Source organism: Bacillus sp. GbtcB10, from assembly GCF_019091365.1.
In the GTDB taxonomy this organism is placed as follows: Bacteria; Bacillota; Bacilli; order Bacillales; family Bacillaceae; genus Bacillus; species Bacillus altitudinis.
Genome location: NZ_JAGXJP010000001.1, coordinates 273313 through 293990, shown reverse-complemented (window position 1 = coordinate 293990; position 20678 = coordinate 273313). Strand labels below are relative to the sequence as shown.

Sequence of the window (20678 nt, the reverse complement as noted above, 5' to 3'; positions counted from 1 at the left end):
ATTTATTTTTTTAAAATAAAATACGAACATACATTCTTTAACTAGGGGGTATTTTTCTTGAAATACATGTATTCCGCATTAGAAATAGAAGTGAAAGATATTTATAGCAAATTACCTTTAGATGATATGAACCCATTAAATATTGAAGCAGTGGCCAGACACTTTGATATTTCTCTTATTTATAAATCAGCAGAATCAAAGGCGATTAGTATCCTAAATAAGAAAGTTATTGTCATAGACAAAAGGAAAGACTCATTTCAACAAAGAGAAGATTTTTGTCATGAACTTTGCCACATTTTAAAACACACTGGGGCACAGAATAATACACATTATCTCTTTAAACAAATGCAAGAAAATCAAGCAAATGCATTCATGTATCATTTTGCAGTTCCAAGTTTCATTTTGAATAAAATAGATATGCCCAACTCCATATATGAAGCTGTGCCCTTTATATCAAGACGTTTTGGAGTTTCATTTGACTTTGCGCATCATAGACTGGAAATGTTCTATCGTAATCTGATTACCTTTCCAAACTATTACAATCAGATTCAAAACAAAACAATGCTTGAATATGCTTTTTACTAATATGTAAGCTTCAATGTTTTAGTTATTCAAAAAGGAAAAAGACTCTAAATTATTTGTTGTAGATTTCTCATAGTAGGAGTGATTTATATGGCTAGCATTGAAAAAAGAGGAAGCAATTCTTTTAGATTAGTTGTTGAAACTGGTTACGATGTAAACGGAAAAAGAAAGAAAAAAACAAAAACCATTCGCATAGAAGATACTAAACTATTAAAGACGAAAAGAAGATTGCAAGAGTATCTCTCAGATCAGCTCTATCAATTTAAAATCGAAGTTTCTTCTGAAGAATACATAGAACCTGAAAAATTAACATTTGAATCTTTTATAGCTAAGTGGAAAGAGAAGAAGCTTTATCAAAAGAGCGGAAAACCATACTCTCTCACTACTTCCGATGTATATTGGAGACATTTAAAAAATCATATTCTCCCTGTCTTTGGCAATAAAAAAATGGAACAAATAAAAAGCCTTCATATTGTAGATTTTTTAGACAGTTTAAAAAAAGATGGCGCACGAAAGGATGGAAAACTAGGAGGTTTAAGTGGAGCCACTATCCAAGACATTTTTAAAATTTTACAAGTTGTTTTTAAAACGGGTACTGAAGAATGGAAGATCATTAAAGTTGATCCTATGAAAGGACTTCCTCAACCAGAACATGAAAAGCAAGAAATGAACTATTTTGAATCTGACGAAGCTGCTGAATGTATAAAAATTTTGTATCAAGAAGTTGATATTAAATGGAGACTTTATTTTTTAGCTGCTATGATCGGCGGTCTAAGACGCGGTGAAGGTCTTGCACTTGAATGGCATTTAGATGTTGATTGGGATCTCGGAGGCTTTCATATTAATCGTTCAATTTCTAAGACAGTTGATGGCAAACCCTATGTTAAAGAACCTAAAACAAGAAGTTCTAAACGTTTTGTAAAGATGCCTAACTGGTATATGGATGAATTAAAGCAGTACCATATCATGTGGAAAAAAGAAAAACTATTAGTTGGTGACTTATGGCAAGGAGATGATCACCAATATTTATTTCATAATGGTTTTGGTGAGCCTTTCCATTACACAACCCCTACTTCCAAATGGTCAAAAATCAAAAACAAACACAAATTAAAAAACATTCGGCTACATGATTTAAGACATACAATGGTCGCTCTCCTTATAGAGGCAGGTGAGAGCATTAATGCTATTCAGAAAAGAGCCGGACATGCTAGTGCTAAAACAACCTCAGATATTTATGGTCATGTCACAAACAAATTAGAATTTAACACCGCAGAACACTTTAATCATTTTGATCCTAAAAATACTGAGAAACAATCTGGTGGATAAAGTTCGTCCCCAATTCGTCCCCAACCAAAAGAAACAGAACAAGTATTCGTTGTCAGAAAAACAAAAAACCCTTGCTAGGCAAGGGTTTAAACGATGATTCCGACTGGGCTCGAACCAGCGACCTCTACCCTGTCAAGGTAGCGCTCTCCCAGCTGAGCTACGGAATCGGGTTATGTATCAGTTCTGGGGTTTCTGTTACTGACAGTCTCTATTATATAATCATCATGATCAGTCGTCAATGGTTTTGTTCAAAAAAGGTGAAAAGCCGGTATACGCACCGGCTTTTCACTAACTTTTATGATTGGTTCACAAGAGCTGGCTTTAGTTGATCTAGTGCTTGTTTGAAGTCCCTTTTGAGGTCTTCTCCGTTTTCTACGCCCACACTTAATCGAAGTAAACCATCCGTAATGCCTCTTTTTTCTCTTTCTTCTTTTGGCATAGCGGCATGGGACATTTTAGCCGGATAGGAAAGAATGGATTCGACTGCTCCGAGGCTGACGGCGAATACAGGTAATGTGACGCCATCGACCAATTCTTTGACAGCCGCTTGGTTTTCTAGTTCAAATGAAAGAACAGCACCTGCACCGCTCGCCTGTTTCCGCTGAATGTCTGCCCCTGGGTGATCATCTAATCCCGGGTAATATACTTTTTTGACCGCAGGATGTTCTTTGAGGAATGAAGCCAGTTCTAATGCGGTTTGACTGGCTTTTTCTAATCTGACTTGAAGGGTCTTTAATCCTCTAAGCACAAGCCAGCAATCCTGTACGCCAAGTACCGCCCCGAAGGAGTTTTGCAGCGAATAAAGTTCGTCTCCTAGCTTCTCATCTTTCACCACGGCTAAGCCTGACAGTACATCACTGTGGCCGCTTAAAAATTTCGTTGCGCTGTGCAGCACAACGTCAACACCAAGGTCCAGCGGACGCTGAAGCGCAGGCGTTAAAAACGTATTATCTAAGAAAGTCAGACAGTCATGCTCTTTCGCAATCTGTACGACACCTTCAATATCCGTAATACCGAGTGTAGGGTTTGACGGTGTTTCCATGTAAATGACTTTTGTATTTGATTGAATGCCTTGTTTCACTTCATTCAAATTGGTCATGTCCACAAAGGTATGCTCAATCCCAAATCTTGAAAGAACTTGGGTGATCATTCGGAAAGTCCCGCCGTACACATCTCTTGTGACAAGGACATGATCTCCTTTTGATAATAGAAGAAAAGCGGTTGAAATGGCTGCCATACCTGACGCAAAGGCAAGCCCTCTCGTTCCTCCTTCTAGCGCTGCAATGGTATCCTCCAATGCCTGACGTGTAGGGGTGCCTGATCTGGAGTAGTCATATTGACCAAAGTCATCGAAGCTGCTTTGGTGAAACGTCGATGCATGTTGAATCGGCACACTGACTGCACCTGTTGAACGGTCTGTTTTAAACGCATTATGAACGAGTTGTGTTTCTAGTGTCCAATCGTGTGTGGTCATTTCGTGTGTACCTCCTCTTTCACATTTGATAGTGCCTGTTTTAGATCTGCTTTTAGGTCCTCCACATGCTCAATCCCGACTGAGAAACGGAGCAATTTGTTACACACACCGTTTGCAATACGAATCTCTTCTGGGATGTCCATATGGGTTTGCGTTGCAGGATACGTGATGAAGCTTTCGACTCCGCCAAGGCTTTCAGCAAAACAAATCGTTTTCAGCTGCTTCAAAAATGGATTGACCCAGTCCTCTTTGGCTACTCGGAATGACAGCATGCCTCCCTTTCCTGGGTAAAGGACATCTTGAATTTCCGGCTGCTGCTTTAGAAAGTCAGCTAATTCCTTCGCATTTGCTTCGTGCTGGCGCATTCTCAGCGCCAATGTTTTCATTCCTCTCATTAAAAGCCATGAGTCAAATGGAGATAAAACCGCTCCGATGGCGTTTTGATGCTGGAACATGTCTTCCGATAGCTGCTCCCCTTTTGTGACGACAAGTCCGGCAAGAACATCGTTATGTCCGCCTAAATATTTGGTTGCACTATGAATGACAATGTCTGCTCCGAGTGTAATCGGTTTTTGCAAGACGGGCGTATAAAAGGTGTTATCCACAATGACCAATGCACCGTGATCTTTTGCGATTTTCGCAACCTTTTGAATATCCGCTTCCTGCATGAGTGGGTTTGTTGGCGTTTCAATAAAGACGGCTTTTGTATTTGGCGTCATTTTAGAGCGTAAACAGTCTTCATCTGAAAAATCATCATAAACAAAGCGCAGTCCGTACTTTTTCCATTCGTTTTCAAATAGACGGTATGTACCGCCATATAAATCTGATGAAACAATGAGTTCATCCCCGCTCTCAAACAGCGCCATGATCGTTTGGATGGCAGCCATTCCCGAACTGAAGGCAAAACCGGCCGTTCCTTCTTCGAGTGAAGCAATCGCATCTTCTACAAGCTGCCTTGTTGGGTTTTTCGTCCGAATATAATCAAATCCTGTTGATTCCCCAATGCCTCTATGTCTGTAAGCTGTTGAAAGATAAACGGGAGGACTGACAGTTCCAGTCGCCTCTTCGCTGCGGTTTCCAATTTGCGCTAACTTCGTTTCCACATGTTCTGTCATTTGACACCATCCTAAGTAAAAATCTAATTTCAAAACAGAAAAACCCCTTCTTCATAAGAAGAAGGGGTTTAATCGCTTCCTCTTATCTTCCAAGCAAAAAAGCTGCTTGCTGGATTTAGCACCTTGGTACATCACATGAAGTGATGCATACCGGTTGCTGAGGTTTCAAAGGGCCAGTCCCTCCACCTCTCACGATAAGAATGTGTTGTCTGTCTGTTCTAATTCTTAATACTGTAACGCATTAAACCTCATTTTTCAAGGGGAAATGTAACGATTAATTAAAATTTTCTGTATTTTGCAGCAGATTGGATGTCAGCCAATTTGATTGCATGTTAGCATATAGGAACAACGCTGTTTTTCGTGTTACAATGAATGGAAACGTTTCACTTATGATGAATTTGGTTAGCTGGAGGAATGGATTATGGTGAAGAAAACAGGCATCATTCAAGAAGAAACCTTACAGTCAAAAGAACTTGGGGCAGATATGACCATTTTGATTTATTTGCCAGTCAATTACTCCCCCCTTTATACATATCATGTCATCATTGCACAGGATGGTCATGATTATTTCCGTCTAGGTAAAATAGGCAGACAGGCGGAAGAATTAATGCAAAACAAAGAAATGGAACGCTCGATTATCATTGGTGTCCCATATGAAAATGTGACTGAAAGGCGAAATACGTATCATCCAGACGGACCAAAGTTCGAGGCGTATAAACGCTTTTTGGCAAATGAACTAGTTCCGTATATTGATGAACACTACCCAACGTATCAAGTTGGATCAGGTCGTACATTTATTGGTGATTCATTAGGTGCTACGATCTCACTTATGACAGCCATTGATTATCCTTCGTTATTTGGTGGACTGATTTTGCAGTCTCCTTACGTGGATGAGTCGGTTCTGCAAGCAGTCAAACAGTCATCATCCCTTGCTCACTATGCCATTATCCATCAAATCGGGTTAGAAGAAACAGCTGTGAAAACGACAGATGGGCAAGTGCTTGACTTTATTCAGCCGAACGAAGAATTAAAGATCCTTTTGGAGAAGTCCGGTGCGGATTATTTATTTGAGACATTCGAAGGCGATCATAAATGGACGTTTTGGCAGCCGCTCATTTCACCTTCGTTAAAAAGAATGCTCCCATATTCGTTAATCAACTGAATTTTGTTATAATAAAAAATAATAAATACTTTCTTAATCAGGAGGGAACATGATGAAATACGGAGTTGTTTTATTTCCATCAAAAAAATTGCAAGACATTGCGAACTCTTATCGGAAACGTTATGATCCGAACTATGCACTCATACCACCTCATTTAACATTAAGAACACCTTTTGAATTAACGGATCTAGAAGCAGCTGAGGTCGTCTCCACCTTGCGAGAGTACGCAAAAAATGCTTCTCCTATTACGTTACGTATTAAAAAATTCAGTTCATTCGCTCCTGTAAACAACGTGATTTATATGAAAGTAGAACCGAACGAAGAATTAATGGCTCTCAATGAGAAGTTGTACACTGATCCGCTTGCTGGTACACCTGAATATGCATTTGTTCCGCATGTGACAGTGGCTCAAAAGTTATCAGACGATGAGCATTCAGACGTTCTAGGCACATTGAAGCTGAGAAAAATTGACCACGAGGAAACGGTTGACCGCTTCCATCTTTTATATCAATTAGAGAACGGTTCTTGGACCGTTTATGAAACATTTATCTTAGGAGAAGAGGGTTAAAGACATTTGAATACAGTCATCGTAAAAGAACAAACACAACGAGAAGATGCTTATTATGTTCGAAAAGAAGTTTTCGTAAAAGAACAAGAAGTCCCGTTAGAGATTGAAATTGATGAACTTGAGGACGAAGCCATTCACTTTGTCATTTATAATGATGACAACAAACCACAAGCTGCTGCTAGACTGCGCATAATTGAAGGTCATAAGGCAAAGCTTGAACGAATTTGTGTATTAAAAGAGGCGCGCTCTTTCGGTCTTGGCCACCAGCTTTTAGAAGCACTTGAGTCTGAAGCGATGGCAAACGGAGCGAAAGAAGCTGTCATGCATGCACAAGTCCAAGCTCTTCCTTTCTACGAAAAGAAAGGCTACAAAGCCGTTTCAGAACCGTTTGAAGAAGCAGGAATTACACATGTCAAAATGACAAAAACACTATCCGTTTAACGACAATAAAAAGCCAGGGCATCATGGATGCCCTGGCTTTTTATTGATTCCATCTCGTTCGCTCAGGAAGAAAGCGCAGTCATTTAGACGTAAGTATTGATATGAACGCCCTTACCTTCTTCCATAAACATATCTCGTACAAAGCGCTCCCGCTTTTTTTGCTGTACTTTCGTTTCCGCTTCTGTCACTAAGTCCTCTTTTTTCTCCAGCTCTCTGTATACCTTGTCATGAAAGGTGCGGGTGACCTTCGTCACTTTCGCATAGTCTTCTTTATCCTGAGGAGCAGGACGATTGATATATTGAAAATACAGATCCGGCTGAATCGGGGCTATATATCCCATCAAGAACGCCTCCTTTGCTTCTCTTCTACTCTACTATTCCCTAATTATGACTGTTTGAAACACGCCTCATTTGATATGATTAGATGTGTTTCTTTTTAACATTGATTGACTATTGGAGGACTAGCTTTGAAATGCGCACGACGACATGATCGAACGATCTCATTACATACATATTCGAGAGAACACTATCAATTCCTCCATGATGAGGGGAAAAAAGGGCATTTATCTTGCCCATATTGCGGAGAATCCGTCTTTTTCAGATTAAATATACATGAAGAACCTGCCTTTATCCATAAGCAAATATCTCAGCAAGAGATTTGCGAAAAAAGAGAACAACAAGAGGAAAAGAAACCGGCTGAACGAGAGGAAGAGGCATCCTACAAAGAACTTGGCGGCTTTCGCTTTCCAACCGGCAAACAGATCATCTCACAAACAGAAGAATCGGATGACTGGCAGGAACCACGATCCATTCAATTTGGCGAAACCTTTCATTTAGAAAAGAATGAAGAAGTGCATACCATTGACCTCTTTCCACACATCACCTTTAGCGCACCGCAGCTTCAAGCAGTCACACACAAAGACGGTCCGATGCTTGTGCTAGCTGGCGCCGGCAGCGGGAAAACAAGGGTACTGACAGCAAGAGCTGCTTATCTGATGTCGCACCATCAAATCCCTGCTCACCATATCCTGCTCGTGACCTTCACCACAAAAGCAAGCAGTGAAATGAAAGAAAGACTGCGTATGCAGTATCAGCTTCATCCTTCACAGGCGAGCCAAGTTGTGACAGGCACATTCCACAGTCTATTTTATAAAATGTTGCTTCACGATGATCGGGGCAAATGGAACGGACAGCATTTGATCAAATTCGACTGGCAAAAAGAGCAGTATATTCGAAAAGCAATCATGCATGAAGGACTTGATGAAAAAGACTATCCAACCGATCAAGTGCTGCAATCAATCGGCTATTGGAAAAATGCTTTTTTGCCAGACGAACTTCCTGAGCTGAAAGATGAAAAAGAAAAGCAAATGTGGACAATCTATCAGTCATACGAACAGCAAAAGCGTGAAAATCAACAATTTGACTTTGATGACATGGCGATTGCCTGTTTACACATGCTGAATAAGCAGCCTGAATTGCTCAAACAATATCAAGAACGATTCAAGTATATTTTAGTAGATGAATTTCAAGATATTAATCCCGTACAATATCAATTAATCCAGCTTTTAGCTGGAGAATCCGAGCAGCTATTTTGTGTAGGCGATGATGATCAAGCCATCTATGCATTTAGAGGAAGCAATCCTGCTTTTATTCTTGACTTCAAACAGGACTATCCTTCGGCCGAGATCGTCCATTTACATGCAAATTACCGCTCTCATCATACGATTGTCGCAAGTGCTGACGCCATTATTAAGAAGAACCAGCATCGTTACGAGAAAACGTTAAAAGCCGTTCGCGTGGAGAAAATTCCGCCGACTCTTTTTTATCCATATGACGAGGAAGAGGAAGCGACCATGATCGTAGCAGATATTCAGGAGAAAATTAAAAACGGTGCAAAACCGAATGACTTTTGCGTGCTGTTTAGAACGAATACAGGAGGCCGAGCGATTTATGAACGTCTTCATCAATCGGCGATTCCGTATCAAACCGATGCTGGCGTAAAAGCCTTTTATAGCAGAAGAATTGTTCGGGTGCTGCTCGCTTTTCTTTCGCTCAGTCAGGATGCAGATGATGTCGCCGCAATGAAGCTGCTGCTGCCCGTTTTCTTTTTAAAGCAGCAAACACTGAATACCATGAAGGCGCTGACCATTACGGAAGATTGTTCTATGGTAGAGGCACTTGGAAAGCTAACAGACATTCAGCCGTTTCAGCGTAAAAAACTACAATCGATCGTTCCCCTGTTTCGAACGTTAAAATCGTTAAAGCCATCTGAAGCTGTAGCGTTTATTGAACAAAGGATGGGACTTGGTGATTATTTAAAAAAACGTGTGAATGATACGAATGTGCTTGAAAAAGGAACAGATGATGTACGAGATGTGAAAACAGCGGCGAAACGTTTTGAAACAATTGAAGCCTTCCTCGCTCATGCCGAACATATGAAATCTGCTGAAAAGGAAAAATCAGATGAACCAGGCGTTCAGCTCATGACGATCCACCGTGCGAAGGGACTAGAATTCCAAACAGTGTACATCACGAGCGTGGTTGATGGGGCGCTCCCTCATGACTTTGCACTTGATGAGCTGAGAAACGGTGATGAAGAAGCCATTGAAGAGGAGCGGCGCTTATTATACGTTGCCATGACGAGAGCAGAACTATCCCTTTATCTATCCGTTCCATCATATAGAAGAGGAAAAATGGCTCACCGCTCCCGCTTTTTGTACCCTCTTTTAAAGAAAAATCGTGAATTATTCACACAAAAACAACAGGCCCCCCTTTAAATGGAGAGCCTGTTGTTTATTTTTTGTTGTTCATCATTTTAGCGATTGTATTAAAATCAAGCTTTTCTTTTCCACTTGTAATCGATTGAACGATTTTGTCTTCCATTTCTTTAGGTACACGTTTGTTTGCAAGCTGCGCCACTTTTTTAATGACACCTCGAACGGTATTCTCATCTTTAAAGTTCGCGTTTTGCAAAGAACCTGCAAGCTTAAAGACATCATTCATATTTACACCTGTTTTATTTTCCACGCTTTTAAAGAATTTATTATCCATTCCTTTGCCTCCTCTTTGTGGAGTAATCACCTTACTATATGAAAATAGGCGAGATATGTGCCTATCCTGCTGCCTTGTTAGCAAAGAGAAAGGAAAGCAAAAGGCTTCCCTATTGCTTCCCTCACCTTCTTACTGTTTAGTTAAAGAAAGAAGCACCAACGATGATTAGAAGGATGAAAAGCACGACGACAAGAACAAAAGTTGAACCATAACCGCCGCCGTAGCCGCCACCATAACCTCCGCAATAACCGCCACCGTAACCGTAACAACTCATATTTAAGCACCTCCTCTTCTCCCTTACAAAATATGAAAAATACATGAAATGGTTTGGACGATCACATAAAAAAGTGCGGAATTTTTATTTCTGCTGTTTAAAGACGTAATCTGCCTCTCCATGACGGATCATGAATGCTTCTGTTTCTTTCGCAAAAGTATCCATTTTCTCGCCAAATGCTTTTAAGTGCTCTTCAAGATCCTTCGCTTTATTCGCTAGATCCATTTCAGATTTTTCGTGCGCTTGCTCTTTCCCATCATGGGGTTTAGTGAACAAGGAACCGATTAATTGTTCGAATGCATCCATTCTGGTCACCCCTTCTCTCTTACATATGCATCACCCAAAAAAAGGGCAACAAAAAAACCGGATAAATCCGGCTTTTGTTTTTCCTATTGAGGTTTCTTTTTCTTCCCGCAGCCGCAGCCAGTCTTCTTGATTTTCTTCGTATATACAGATTGTTGATTTGACTGCGCTGGATACCCTTGAAGCATATGTGACGGTGTTTCAGTTGGTTTCATCGCAACCCTTCCTTTCCTATTCCATGTTAGTATATGCATTTTCTTTAAGCGTGTCTGATCAGAATGCCTGTTTATTTCACAAGCTTCGACACGACTGCTTCAATCAAGCCTGCTGCGGCGGCAATCGCTAATAGTAAATTAAGCCACATGCTGATGACAGGAAAAAATATGTATATCGCAAGTAAAGCAGCAGTGCACCACATACCCGTACACCAATAACAACTTAACAGCTCTCCTATCCAAGATCGCAGTCCCTTCCCCTTAATGACGATATAGGTCTCGACTTCACCTTGTTCGTTTACCTCTTCTTGCTCTTCATGAAATAGACGGCGAAAGGGGGCTGTAATCGTATCAAACACGATCAATCTCGTCAGCCTAAAGGATGCGAGGGCAAATATAGCAAATGACAAAGCGCCGCTCATGGAACCTCCACCTCCTTCATTCTTCTTTTTCCGTCCTTTCTTTATATATGCAAAAAGAAAGACCGCCATGATGAATCGGGTGTAAATAAAATTGGGTTGTACTTTTTCATGCTTTCCGATTCCACCTTGAGCCTCTGCTGCATTAAATAATGTATAGATAAGAAAGGAGTGAAAGTATTGTCTATTGAAGAAAGTGCTGATTTATTATACACACAACTGTTAAACGAATTAATCAGCAATTATGATGATTTCATCGAGATCAAGGATTCCGAAAATGTCACGATTCATAAAACAGATGTAACAGCCGCACTCTCCCTTCAAGCGACCGTAACGACAATCATTACTCTTTTAATTCAAATTCTTGTACCAGATGATGAATTGGCTGCAGACATCACAGAACAGCTTTTAGCTGCACAACAAGTGACAGTTCAAAAGAAAACAGTGATTCAAATCATCAATTGTTATAACGTCACGATTACATTATCTGATGCATCCATTATGAACTCCGTCCAAATTCTCACTCAAACACTGAATGTACTTTTAGTTGAAGCCGGCATTCTTTGACCCTTTCTTTTTCTAACATCATGTATGAAAGAGGTGAAATAATCGTGGCTGAAGAGAACGAAAAAAAGGAGTTTCAAATCAACACTGATGTTGATCCATTAACAAGCCTTCTTGTGAGTGATATTTTAAACAAAAATAATGTCACAGATGATCAGAAAGCAAACCTTTCAGAAGATCAAAGAAAGATGATTTTGAAGCTGGTTCAGGATTTACAAAAGAAAGCAGATGATTTCGTACAGCAGCAGCAGGAGAAAAAGCGTCAGGCAGAGGCAGCAAAACATGCAGAAGAGGTCGAGCCTGAACCACAAGTGCGCCCTAAACGAAATTCACTTCGAGATCGTATCCAGCAGCGCCGTCAAGCGCAGCAAAATAACGATTAAATAAAAATGGGTTGCCTGCTAGGATAAATGCCCGAGACAAAACCAATCATTCCAGCATTTAATAAAGTAAACGGAAGGAGGAAAAGAAATGGATTCTAAACCATACTCTTGGGTCGCTCTAGATCGTAACTGTACACACCACGGCGATTACCATCATAACTACGAAAGAAAAGCAGTCTGTGACGGCAACTATTATGATGATGAAGATGTTTTACAAGACTTTGATCAAGTGAGTGTGACAAAGCAGACATCTGAGGAAGTCATTATCGTTAGAGATTCTTGTGACATTAACGTCTCTTCTGTTGATGCACAGGTTGCAGCATCTATCCAAGCAGCTGTTCAAACAGCGATCATCACCATTACAAACATCTCAATCGCTGATGGTGACCTAGCTGACCGCGTCACGCAAGATCTCTTACAAGCAGCTAGCCATAAACAAACAAATCGCCAGAAACTTGTTATCGAAAACTCTAGAAACGTTACAGTCTCTACAATCGATGCGGACATCTCTATTGCCATCCAAACGCTTACACAGACACTTGTTGCGACGATCGTTGCAATTGGTATCCTCTAATGTACAAAAGCAGAGCGAAAAGCTCTGCTTTTCCTTTTTCTAAAAATACAACAAAGATAAATAGTCATTTACCCACACCAACTAGAGGGCGCATACATATGTTGTTAAGGACTAAAGTCAAATACCTTGTTAAAGGAGCTGAAATCCATGAGCTGCGGAAAACACCATGGCCGACATGATGAAAACTGTGTATGCGATGCGGTTGATAAGATTTTAGCAGAGCAGGAAGCTGTAGAAGATAAATGTCCTACGAGCTGCTACAGTAATTTATTAAGCCCGACAGTTTCTGGAAAAGATACGATTCCGTTTTTACTTTTTGATAAAAAGGGCGGATTGTTCTCTACTTTCGGAAACATTGGAGGATTTGTTGACGATTGCCAATGCTTCGAATCCATTTTCTTCCGGGTTGAAAAATTGCATGACTGCTGTGCCACATTATCTGTATTAAGACCTGTTGATGTACACGGACATACGCTAAGCGTTTGTCACCCTTGCGATCCTGACTTCTTTGGTTTAGAAAAAGCGGACTTTTGTATCGAAGTTGATTTGAACTGTTTCTGCGCGATCCAATGTTTAAATCCAGAACTTGTCGACAGAGTCATGCCGGCAAAAGATAAAAAGCATCATCACCACGGCTAAACCAATCGCCCGCTCATCTATCTTGTCATAAGTCAAAGCATCCCCTTCCTCACGAATGACAACCAATCATGCGGAGCAGTCAGCAAAAGGCGGCCGCTTCCGCATTGATTGACATTAGATGCATCAACCGGCGAGACACGTAATAAAGCTTATAGATGATGATGACAGTGCTCAAACACTCAAACAAATTTCCTTGTATAGGAGGGTTGAATATGAGCCGCAAACATTCATGGAACTGTGTAGCAGAGGCTGTTGAAAACATAAACGACTTACAAAATGCCGTCGAAGAGGATTGCCCGACCAGCTGTTACAGCAATCTCCTTTCTCCATCACATTCATTAGGTGACACTGTCCCATTTGTTCTATTTACCTCAAAATCAAAACCATTCGTCGCATTCGGAAACGTCGGAGAAGTAGATGCTGGCCCTTGCTTCAGCACTGCATTTTTCAGAGTCGAACACATCTCTGATCACTGCGCAACACTCAGCTTGCTTATTGCATTTGACAAAGATCGTCATATTTTAGATTTTACAGATAAAGATTCCGTATGTGATGTGTTCCGTTTAGAAAAATCAAAATATTGCATTGAAGTAGACCTTGACTGCTTCTGCGCAATCGAGTGCTTAAATCCAAGACTCATCAACCGTAGCTGCTAACAAAAAAAGTCCCATTATGGGACTTTTTTTATGTTCATTAAAAACCAAGTGGATGAATAGAAGAAATATCACCAATCGCTAATTCCACTGGATTACCGCCGCCTGCCGTGCGGATGACAACCATATTGTCTTTTTTCTCCATGATGATTCCTCTATATGTTTTTCCATCGGCTTCAATGAGGCAAAGCGCTCTCGGCATATTATGCGGCAGACTTGTAAGAAAATCGACTTTCTCCTCGATATTCATTTGGCTTAACGGCTTCTTCACTCGTTTTCTTCTTGGTTCTTCTTTTGTTTCATGAAATACGCCTTCTGGCTGTTTTTCTTGTTCTTGTACTGGCTCTCGATTTTGTGAATCATCTTTTTCTTGATTGATCTCCCGCTCTTGCTGTAGTGCAGGCGGCTCTTCTTTTTTCTGCTTTACTTCCTGTGATACAGGTTCTTGCACGCTCTCGTCGATTGCATCCTCTTTGGCGCTTTTATTGGTTTCTGAAGGTTTTTCTGACTTCTTTCGCTTTCTCACAATATTTTGCATGGCCGGCGCTGATTCATCATAGCTCGGCTGAACAATATACATAAGCGGCTTTTGATTCTCATCACCTTTATTTGACATACTGATCCCTCCCGAATGATTCATTCCTTATATATATGAGAGGACACCCCAAATCAGAAGAAAAATAAAAAACAGCATACCAGTGATTGGTATGCTGCAAATCAATTATTCGTTTAGCGGGCAATGATATGGAAGCCAGAATCAACATGAAGATTCTCACCTGTCATGCCGCGCGATAAATCACTGAATAAGAATAGTGCTGTATCGCCAACTTCTTCAGGAGTCGTTGTACGGCGAAGCGGTGCACGCTCTTCAATATCCTTCAGGATCGTATTAAAGCCGCTGATTCCTTTTGCAGATAACGTACGAATTGGTCCAGCAGAAATGCTGTTCACACGGATGCCTTCCGCTCCAAGATCAGCTGCTAAGTATTTCACACTTGCTTCAAGGGCTGCTTTTGCTACACCCATGACATTGTAGTTAGAGACAACGCGCTCTCCGCCTAGGTAAGTAAGTGTGACAATGCTTCCGCCTTCTGTCATGAGCGGACGTGCTGCTTTTGCTACAGCTGTTAGTGAATAGGCACTAATGTTGTGCGCTAAAAGGAAACCTTCACGGTTCGTGTTCAAATATTCACCGACAAGCTCTTCTTTGTTCGCAAATGCAATCGCATGTGCAACACCATGGATGACTTGTACTTTTTCTTTAATCGCTGCAAAACATTTTTCGATTTCTTCATCACTTGTCACATCACAAGGAAGAATAATGGAATCATCACGCTCTAGCGTGCTTGCTAGCTCTTTCACTGATTCTGCCAGACGATCTCCAACATAAGTAAAAATCAAACGAGCTCCTGCTTCGTGAAGTGAACGAGCGATTCCCCAAGCGATGCTTCGTTTATTGGCAACACCCATCACCACAATATTACGGCCTTCTAAAGAAAAGTTCATATGTATTAAAGCCTCCTATTTTTTCAAGACATAGTATTAGTACCTGATCATAATCTTATCACATATCATGAGATATTGACAATTTCCGTTGAAAGAAAGTTTTTATTTCAGAAAAAAGACCGTCCTCACAAGTGAAGACAGTCTTCTTTTTATGCTTTGACTCTGTTTTGCTGATAAGCAAAGTGGTTAGTCGGTCCGTGCCCAGCACCAATATTCAGAGGAAATTTGATCGCCTCATGGACAAAGGTTTCTGCCGTTTCAAAGGCTTCCTTCATGGAACGACCTTTTGCTATTTCTGCCGTTAATGCCGCTGCAAATGTACAGCCTGTTCCGTGTGTATGTGGTGTATCAATATGTTCGTTCGTGAGTTCAAAAAAGCTTTTTCCATCGTACAAAAGGTCTGTAATGAGGCCGTCTGAAGGACTATGACCTCCTTTGATCACAACATAGGACGTGCCAAGCTCATAAAGTCGTTCTGCTGCTCTATGGCGATCGTCTTTTGTCTGAATGCGCATGCCTATCAGCACTTCTGCCTCAGGGAGATTCGGTGTGACTGCATAACTGACAGGCAGTAACTGTGTTTTCATAGCAGAGACCGCATCTTCATTTAATAAAGAAGCGCCGCCTTTGGCAATCATGACTGGATCGACAATTAGTTTCAAGTCATATTGCTTCGTCTTTTCAGCAACGACACTGATCATGTCGGCACTCCACAGCATCCCTGTTTTAGCGGCATCTGGCAACAAGTCTTCTGCTACTGCATCAATTTGACTTTCGAGCGCCTCGATAGACAGAGGATAAATACCGTGAACGCCAAGTGTGTTTTGCGCTGTAATGGCCGTAATGGCGGACATTCCGTACACACCAAGCTCCTGAAAGGTTTTCAAATCTGCTTGAATACCTGCTCCACCACCAGAATCAGTACCTGCGATGGTTAATGCTTTTTTAATCGTCATGTCATCTCACCCTCTCATTAGCCAATCCATTGATGATAAATCGTTCTCGCTTTCGCAATATCATTTGTCCCATGTACAAGCGCTCTGCCATCTTTGAATAAAACAAGCTTGTACTCATCCTTCTGACACGAAAGCAAATAAGGATTTTCCAACACATCCATTCCTGCTTTCTTTAGCTGACGGGCTACTTCATGCAGCGCAGGGGGTGCCCCTAGTGCACTGCGAATTTGTACGGTATTTCGTCCACATAATACATCTGCTTTTGCTCTTTGATCATATGAGAGAAATGGATATGTCTTAAGACCGCAGCTTGGACATTGTTTCTTTTTTAAAGACGTAACGGATCGAATATCAGATCGCTCGTTTGTCCATAAATCAAACGATCTTAATACCGGTGTGATGTGGTGTCCTGTTAAAAGCTTCAGTGCATCCGCCACTTGATAGGCCGCAACCTGCTGCACTACTGGACTAATAATTCCTGCTGTATCACATGTCATGCCTTGTGCAGGCAAATGCTCAAGCAGGCAGTGTAAACATGGTGTTTCACCAGGAATCACTGTGAATTGAATACCATAGCTTGCTACACAGGCCCCGTAAAGGAACGGAATTTGATGTTTGACGGCCGCATCGTTCGCAATCATTCTCACCTCAAAATTATCCGCTGCATCCACGATGATGGATGCCCCGCTGACGTACTCATCAATATTTTGAGCGGTCACGTCAATGACGATTCCTCTCACATGAACATCACTGTTCACCTGCTTGAGTCTTTTCTCAGCAGCCACAGCCTTTGGCAGCCGATCAAGAACATCTTGTTCTGTGTATAGCTGCTGACGCTGCAGATTGCTCCATTCAATATAATCTCTATCCAAAATGGTGACAGATCCTACGCCGGCACGAACGAGCATTTCAGCACTCGCTGTTCCAAGTGCCCCAGCCCCAATAATGACGGCCTTTGAGGCATGTAGCCGTTTTTGTCCTTCCTCTCCAATAGGCCTAAAAAGCTCTTGGCGTGAATAACGTGTGCTCAAAATGCTGGCATTCCTTCCTGCGGACTGCTGGCTGTTCCATAGTTTTTGAATGGAATACGGCCTGCCTCGAACCCGAGTCTTCCAGATTCAATCGCCAGCTTCATCGCTTTAGCCATTTTCACAGGGTCCTTTGCGCCAGACACGGCTGTATTCAGTAATACAGCATCAGCGCCCAATTCCATCGCATAAGCAGCATCCTTCGGAGAACCTACACCCGCATCAATAATAACTGGCACCTTTGCCTGTTCGATAATAAACGATAGATTCAGAGGGTTTAAAAGCCCTTGACCTGAACCGATTGGAGAAGCACCTGGCATAATGGCATGGACACCAAGTTCTTCTAATTTCCTTGCCAACACCACATCATCTGACGTATATGGCAGCACGATAAAACCTTCTTCTAATAACATTTCAGATGCTTTTAACGTTTCGACTGGATCTGGCAGAAGAGACCTTGAGCAGCCAATGACTTCTACTTTGATCATGTCACACAGTCCAGAAGCTTTCGCTAAACGAGCAATCCGCACCGCTTCTTCCGCTGTACTTGCCCCGGCAGTATTTGGCAGCAATGTATAGGCTGATAAATCGAGCTGCTCTAAAAAATTGGGCTGTGATGGTTCAAATATGTTCATTCTTCGCACAGCAAAGGTCAAAATTTCAGCTTCTGATACGTTCACAGCTTCTTTTTGAATTTCAAATGATGGGTACTTCCCTGTACCAAGTAATAATCTAGATGTGAATGTTTTTCCGCCAATATGCAGCATGTTGTCATCCTCCTCCTACAAAGTGAACGATTTCAATCGTGTCATTTGGTTGAATTTTTACCTGTTGAAAGGCTTCTTTATCTATAATTTCTTGATTTTTTTCAACGATCACCACTCGGTTTTCAAGTTGATAGGCTGATAGCAGATCAAAAATCGTGCCATTTTCCTTATCGAAATCAACCATTCTTCCATTCAATTGAATTTTCATACGAACAATGCCTCCTTTCGCCCAATACGAAACGCATGAAGCCATTCCTTATTCACAGACTCGCCTACTATCAAGCCGCGAATGATTTCCCCCGTAATCGGCGCAAGTAAAATGCCATTTCGGTAATGTCCCGTTGCAAAAAGAATACGCTCGTCTTCCGGATGTTTTCCGATATAGGGGTGCCGGTCGCTTGTCGCTGGCCGTAGACCTGCCCAGCATTGATCAATCGGCATCTCTCGAATAGAAGGCATGAGCTGAGATGCTTTGTGAATAACTGCTTCAATACCGCCAAGTGTCGGAATGGCCTGCCAGTCATTCGGCTTCATCGTTGCACCAATCACTAGCTTACCGCTATCCCTTTGAACGATATAACAATGATCATGATAGATGGTGTGTGCAAGCGCTGGACCGTTATTCCAAACAGACACGCATTCTCCTTTTACGGGATAGAGAGAATGTGATAAACCCAGTTCTTCTAAAAAACGGCCTGACCATACACCACTTGCTACAGTCAGATGATCACATGTGAAGATGCCTTTAGCTGTACTGACTGTCAATGTTTCTTTTCCCCTCTTTACATCAATAACGGGGGTAAACTCCTTCACATCCGCTCCTTGCCGAACAGCCGCCTGCCAAAAAGCCCTGCATACCGCATATGGCTCGACATGTACATCATCTGCTATCAAGCCTGCTCCTACAATGTCATCTGCTATTTGAGGCATACGTTCTTTTACGCTGCTTGCTTCCAGCCATTCAAATGTGGGCAAATGCTGCATCCGGCAAAGCGCACGCTTTTCTTGTTCTGTAAAAGCCACCTTCATAATCCCGCCCACTGATGTCCGAATATCAATGCCCGATTCATGCTGAAGGTCGACCGTTAATTTTTCATATAAAGCCTGACTTTGTCTGCCTACTTGAAAGAAAATATCTTTATCACCTTCTCCTTCAGCATGTGCACCCAGCATGCCAGCAGCCGCACTCGTCGTTTGCTTCCCGATCTCATTTGCCTCAAATAAGACAATCTGCTTTCCTGCTTTTGCAAGGTGATAAGCGATCGACATCCCTATGATTCCACCACCAATGATTGCAACATCATAATGCTTGTTCATAAGGATTCTCCTTTCGCTTTTTAGAAAATGTTTGCGCCATTTTGCGCGGCTGAGGATGAGCAAAAATTCCCGACATGACGGCTATTCCCTTTAAATCAACATGCATCAATTCTGGCAGTCGTTCTGGTGTGATTCCACCAATGACAACGACTGGAATGGACAGCGTAGAAGTCATTTCCTCCACAACCTTTATGCCTCTCGCCTGTAGTCCGGGTTTGCATGCGGTATCATACACATGTCCAAACATGACATACTCTGCCCCGTTCTTCTCTGCTGCTCTGGCTTCTTCTATCGAATGAACCGATACCCCCGCATGGAGGTGAGGAAATTTTTGTCTTAATTCCTTTGGCGAAAAGCTGTGTCCAGGAAGATGAACCCGGTGAATATTGGTCAGCAGCGCAACGTCAACTCGGTCATTGATAATCAGCTTTTCTTTCGGAACACCTTCTGCTAGAAGTTGTTTCACAAGGTGAACCAGCTCACCTGCTGCCTTCGATCGTTCACGAATATGAATAAAGTCTACTTCAGACGCAATGTCTTTTATTTGCTTGATGAGCTCCCTGATAGGAAGCGTATCATTTGTCACTGCGTGGAGTTCCATTTGCACCAACCCCATCTAAGCATGCTGTCTGCCACATTTCTTTTTCATACGCCATCTCCCAGAAATGGTATTCGTAATAGCTCGAAATCACGAAATTTTCTTTCATATTAGCCCGCACATGTTCTGGCGCTTTTTCTGCAAGTTCATCAAAACGGTTCACCTGTTCAAAAACAAGCTCTTTAAACCAATCCCCGCCATATGTCAAAATCCATTCTTGATAAATCGGATGGTCAGGTGTTGTTTGTTTCAGTTTTTCTCCTACCTCATAATAAAGCCAGTAGCACGGCAATAATGCGGCTAAAATTTCTTCAAAACGACCGCTTTTCACAGATCGGTACATATGCGAGGTATATGCATAAGCAGTTGGAGAAGGTTTAAAGTTTGCCAGCGCTTCATCAGAGATCTGGAGCAGTTCTGTGAACTTTCTATGCAGTGATAGCTCTGCTTCATACGTACCCTGCGCATGATATGCCATTCTGCCTGTCGTATGTAAGTCCTCACTAATAGCGGCTCCATACGACTGTACTTTTGCAAAATGAGTTAAATAGTACGAATCCTGCATCACATAATAAGTGAAACGATCGAGTGAAAGTGTGCCATCACCAATCCCTTGCACAAAAGGGTGTGTAAAGCTCCCATTCCACCATCTAGCTGCTGCTTCTTTACATTCGTTCGAAAATGTCATGTTCCTCTCCTCCTGTTTTTCCATATAAAAAAACCACTTTCCGCGTGGAAAGTGGTTTGGAATTTGTAAAAAGCA

28 protein-coding genes, 1 tRNA gene and 1 riboswitch are annotated in these 20678 nt (G+C 41.8%); of the genes, 11 read left to right on the top strand and 18 right to left on the bottom strand.

What is annotated here, in order from left to right; genetic code table 11:
- The first annotated feature begins 66 nt into the window (after window positions 1-66).
- Both KVT11_RS01560 and KVT11_RS01555 read left to right on the top strand, forming a co-directional pair.
- The gene (locus tag KVT11_RS01560; RefSeq protein WP_246877080.1) at window positions 67-585 is read left to right on the top strand and encodes an ImmA/IrrE family metallo-endopeptidase; all 519 of its coding nucleotides are present in this window, start codon (window positions 67-69) and stop codon (window positions 583-585) included.
- An 87-nt stretch (window positions 586-672) separates the two neighbouring features.
- Window positions 673-1908 (top strand): tyrosine-type recombinase/integrase, encoded by a 1236-nt coding sequence (locus tag KVT11_RS01555; protein ID WP_210552363.1) that lies wholly within the window; start codon window positions 673-675, stop codon window positions 1906-1908.
- A gap of 94 nt (window positions 1909-2002) precedes the next feature.
- Here the strand turns inward: KVT11_RS01555 and KVT11_RS01550 are convergent.
- The 3 genes from KVT11_RS01550 to KVT11_RS01540 form a co-directional block, all read right to left on the bottom strand.
- Window positions 2003-2075 (bottom strand) — tRNA-Val (locus KVT11_RS01550).
- A gap of 128 nt (window positions 2076-2203) precedes the next feature.
- Window positions 2204-3382, bottom strand: coding sequence for a cystathionine beta-lyase (gene metC, locus KVT11_RS01545; protein ID WP_017359653.1), 1179 nt, complete (start codon window positions 3380-3382; stop codon window positions 2204-2206).
- The gene (locus KVT11_RS01540; protein WP_065460172.1) at window positions 3379-4497 is read right to left on the bottom strand and encodes a methionine biosynthesis PLP-dependent protein; all 1119 of its coding nucleotides are present in this window, start codon (window positions 4495-4497) and stop codon (window positions 3379-3381) included. Before KVT11_RS01540 ends, metC begins: the two co-directional genes overlap by 4 nt.
- A 79-nt stretch (window positions 4498-4576) precedes the next feature.
- Window positions 4577-4698, bottom strand: a riboswitch (SAM riboswitch).
- Between the two features lie 220 nt (window positions 4699-4918).
- On the opposite strand from KVT11_RS01540, the gene KVT11_RS01535 reads away from it, so the two are divergent.
- The 3 genes from KVT11_RS01535 to KVT11_RS01525 are packed head-to-tail and all read left to right on the top strand — an operon-like array spanning window position 4919 to window position 6668.
- A complete protein-coding gene (locus tag KVT11_RS01535) occupies window positions 4919-5659 on the top strand; it encodes an esterase family protein (protein WP_035700344.1) in 741 nt (246 codons plus the stop codon).
- Window positions 5660-5711: 52 nt separating this feature from the next.
- Window positions 5712-6227, top strand: coding sequence for a YjcG family protein (locus KVT11_RS01530; RefSeq protein WP_017359656.1), 516 nt, complete (start codon window positions 5712-5714; stop codon window positions 6225-6227).
- A 6-nt stretch (window positions 6228-6233) separates the two neighbouring features.
- Window positions 6234-6668, top strand: coding sequence for a GNAT family N-acetyltransferase (locus KVT11_RS01525; RefSeq protein ID WP_008348412.1), 435 nt, complete (start codon window positions 6234-6236; stop codon window positions 6666-6668).
- 83 nt (window positions 6669-6751) lie between these two features.
- Here KVT11_RS01525 and KVT11_RS01520 read toward each other — a convergent pair whose 3' ends face one another.
- The gene (locus tag KVT11_RS01520; protein ID WP_008348414.1) at window positions 6752-7009 is read right to left on the bottom strand and encodes a hypothetical protein; all 258 of its coding nucleotides are present in this window, start codon (window positions 7007-7009) and stop codon (window positions 6752-6754) included.
- A 126-nt stretch (window positions 7010-7135) separates the two neighbouring features.
- Between KVT11_RS01520 and KVT11_RS01515 the strand changes: the two genes are divergently transcribed.
- Entirely contained in the window at window positions 7136-9445 is a 2310-nt protein-coding gene (locus KVT11_RS01515; RefSeq protein ID WP_210552362.1) for an ATP-dependent helicase, read from the top strand.
- Between the two features lie 16 nt (window positions 9446-9461).
- On the opposite strand, the gene spoVIF is transcribed toward KVT11_RS01515, so the two are convergent.
- The 5 genes from spoVIF to KVT11_RS01495 all read right to left on the bottom strand — a co-directional run bounded on the left by spoVIF (window position 9462) and on the right by KVT11_RS01495 (window position 10933).
- Window positions 9462-9719, bottom strand: coding sequence for a sporulation-specific transcription regulator SpoVIF (gene spoVIF / locus KVT11_RS01510; RefSeq protein WP_008348417.1), 258 nt, complete (start codon window positions 9717-9719; stop codon window positions 9462-9464).
- Between the two features lie 136 nt (window positions 9720-9855).
- Complete coding sequence (locus KVT11_RS01505; RefSeq protein ID WP_008348419.1) at window positions 9856-9993, bottom strand: YjcZ family sporulation protein; 138 nt, start codon at window positions 9991-9993, stop codon at window positions 9856-9858.
- An 84-nt stretch (window positions 9994-10077) separates the two neighbouring features.
- The gene (locus tag KVT11_RS01500; protein ID WP_210552361.1) at window positions 10078-10299 is read right to left on the bottom strand and encodes a hypothetical protein; all 222 of its coding nucleotides are present in this window, start codon (window positions 10297-10299) and stop codon (window positions 10078-10080) included.
- A gap of 83 nt (window positions 10300-10382) precedes the next feature.
- Window positions 10383-10511 carry a hypothetical protein gene (locus KVT11_RS21235; protein ID WP_008348422.1) on the bottom strand — a complete coding sequence of 43 codons (129 nt, stop codon included), beginning with the start codon at window positions 10509-10511 and terminating at the stop codon, window positions 10383-10385.
- A gap of 71 nt (window positions 10512-10582) precedes the next feature.
- Entirely contained in the window at window positions 10583-10933 is a 351-nt protein-coding gene (locus tag KVT11_RS01495; RefSeq protein ID WP_019743061.1) for a DUF1360 domain-containing protein, read from the bottom strand.
- Window positions 10934-11110: 177 nt separating this feature from the next.
- Between KVT11_RS01495 and KVT11_RS01490 the strand changes: the two genes are divergently transcribed.
- From KVT11_RS01490 to KVT11_RS01470, 5 genes are all read left to right on the top strand, one after another.
- Window positions 11111-11497 (top strand): spore coat protein, encoded by a 387-nt coding sequence (locus tag KVT11_RS01490; protein ID WP_007498962.1) that lies wholly within the window; start codon window positions 11111-11113, stop codon window positions 11495-11497.
- Between the two features lie 44 nt (window positions 11498-11541).
- Window positions 11542-11877, top strand: a complete 336-nt coding sequence (locus KVT11_RS01485; protein ID WP_008348429.1) for a hypothetical protein — start codon at window positions 11542-11544, stop codon at window positions 11875-11877.
- A gap of 88 nt (window positions 11878-11965) precedes the next feature.
- On the top strand, window positions 11966-12451 hold the full coding sequence (locus KVT11_RS01480) for a spore coat protein (RefSeq protein WP_008355374.1): 486 nt from the start codon (window positions 11966-11968) through the stop codon (window positions 12449-12451).
- Window positions 12452-12598: 147 nt separating this feature from the next.
- Window positions 12599-13090: a CotY/CotZ family spore coat protein gene (locus KVT11_RS01475; RefSeq protein ID WP_025207165.1), complete on the top strand. Its 492-nt coding sequence runs from the start codon at window positions 12599-12601 to the stop codon at window positions 13088-13090.
- A gap of 212 nt (window positions 13091-13302) precedes the next feature.
- Entirely contained in the window at window positions 13303-13746 is a 444-nt protein-coding gene (locus KVT11_RS01470; RefSeq protein WP_008348434.1) for a CotY/CotZ family spore coat protein, read from the top strand.
- Window positions 13747-13783: 37 nt separating this feature from the next.
- Here the strand turns inward: KVT11_RS01470 and KVT11_RS01465 are convergent, their stop codons facing one another.
- The 9 genes from KVT11_RS01465 to tenA form a co-directional block, all read right to left on the bottom strand.
- Entirely contained in the window at window positions 13784-14359 is a 576-nt protein-coding gene (locus KVT11_RS01465; protein ID WP_210552360.1) for a CotO family spore coat protein, read from the bottom strand.
- Between the two features lie 113 nt (window positions 14360-14472).
- Window positions 14473-15249 carry an enoyl-ACP reductase FabI gene (fabI, locus tag KVT11_RS01460; protein WP_017359660.1) on the bottom strand — a complete coding sequence of 259 codons (777 nt, stop codon included), beginning with the start codon at window positions 15247-15249 and terminating at the stop codon, window positions 14473-14475.
- A 149-nt stretch (window positions 15250-15398) separates the two neighbouring features.
- Window positions 15399-16205 (bottom strand): bifunctional hydroxymethylpyrimidine kinase/phosphomethylpyrimidine kinase, encoded by an 807-nt coding sequence (gene thiD, locus KVT11_RS01455; protein ID WP_017359661.1) that lies wholly within the window; start codon window positions 16203-16205, stop codon window positions 15399-15401.
- 17 nt (window positions 16206-16222) lie between these two features.
- Window positions 16223-17236, bottom strand: a complete 1014-nt coding sequence (locus tag KVT11_RS01450; RefSeq protein ID WP_024720132.1) for a thiazole biosynthesis adenylyltransferase ThiF — start codon at window positions 17234-17236, stop codon at window positions 16223-16225.
- Window positions 17233-18000, bottom strand: a complete 768-nt coding sequence (locus KVT11_RS01445; RefSeq protein WP_210552359.1) for a thiazole synthase — start codon at window positions 17998-18000, stop codon at window positions 17233-17235. The genes KVT11_RS01450 and KVT11_RS01445 overlap by 4 nt, the downstream gene beginning before the upstream one ends.
- A gap of 4 nt (window positions 18001-18004) precedes the next feature.
- Complete coding sequence (gene thiS / locus KVT11_RS01440) at window positions 18005-18208, bottom strand: sulfur carrier protein ThiS (RefSeq protein ID WP_017367025.1); 204 nt, start codon at window positions 18206-18208, stop codon at window positions 18005-18007.
- Window positions 18205-19317 (bottom strand): glycine oxidase ThiO, encoded by a 1113-nt coding sequence (gene thiO / locus KVT11_RS01435; RefSeq protein WP_210552358.1) that lies wholly within the window; start codon window positions 19315-19317, stop codon window positions 18205-18207. The genes thiS and thiO overlap by 4 nt, the downstream gene beginning before the upstream one ends.
- Window positions 19301-19918, bottom strand: coding sequence for a thiazole tautomerase TenI (gene tenI, locus KVT11_RS01430; RefSeq protein WP_017359665.1), 618 nt, complete (start codon window positions 19916-19918; stop codon window positions 19301-19303). The genes thiO and tenI overlap by 17 nt, the downstream gene beginning before the upstream one ends.
- Window positions 19893-20603 (bottom strand): thiaminase II, encoded by a 711-nt coding sequence (gene tenA / locus KVT11_RS01425; protein WP_144626050.1) that lies wholly within the window; start codon window positions 20601-20603, stop codon window positions 19893-19895. Before tenA ends, tenI begins: the two co-directional genes overlap by 26 nt.
- Between the last annotated feature and the right edge of the window lie 75 nt (window positions 20604-20678).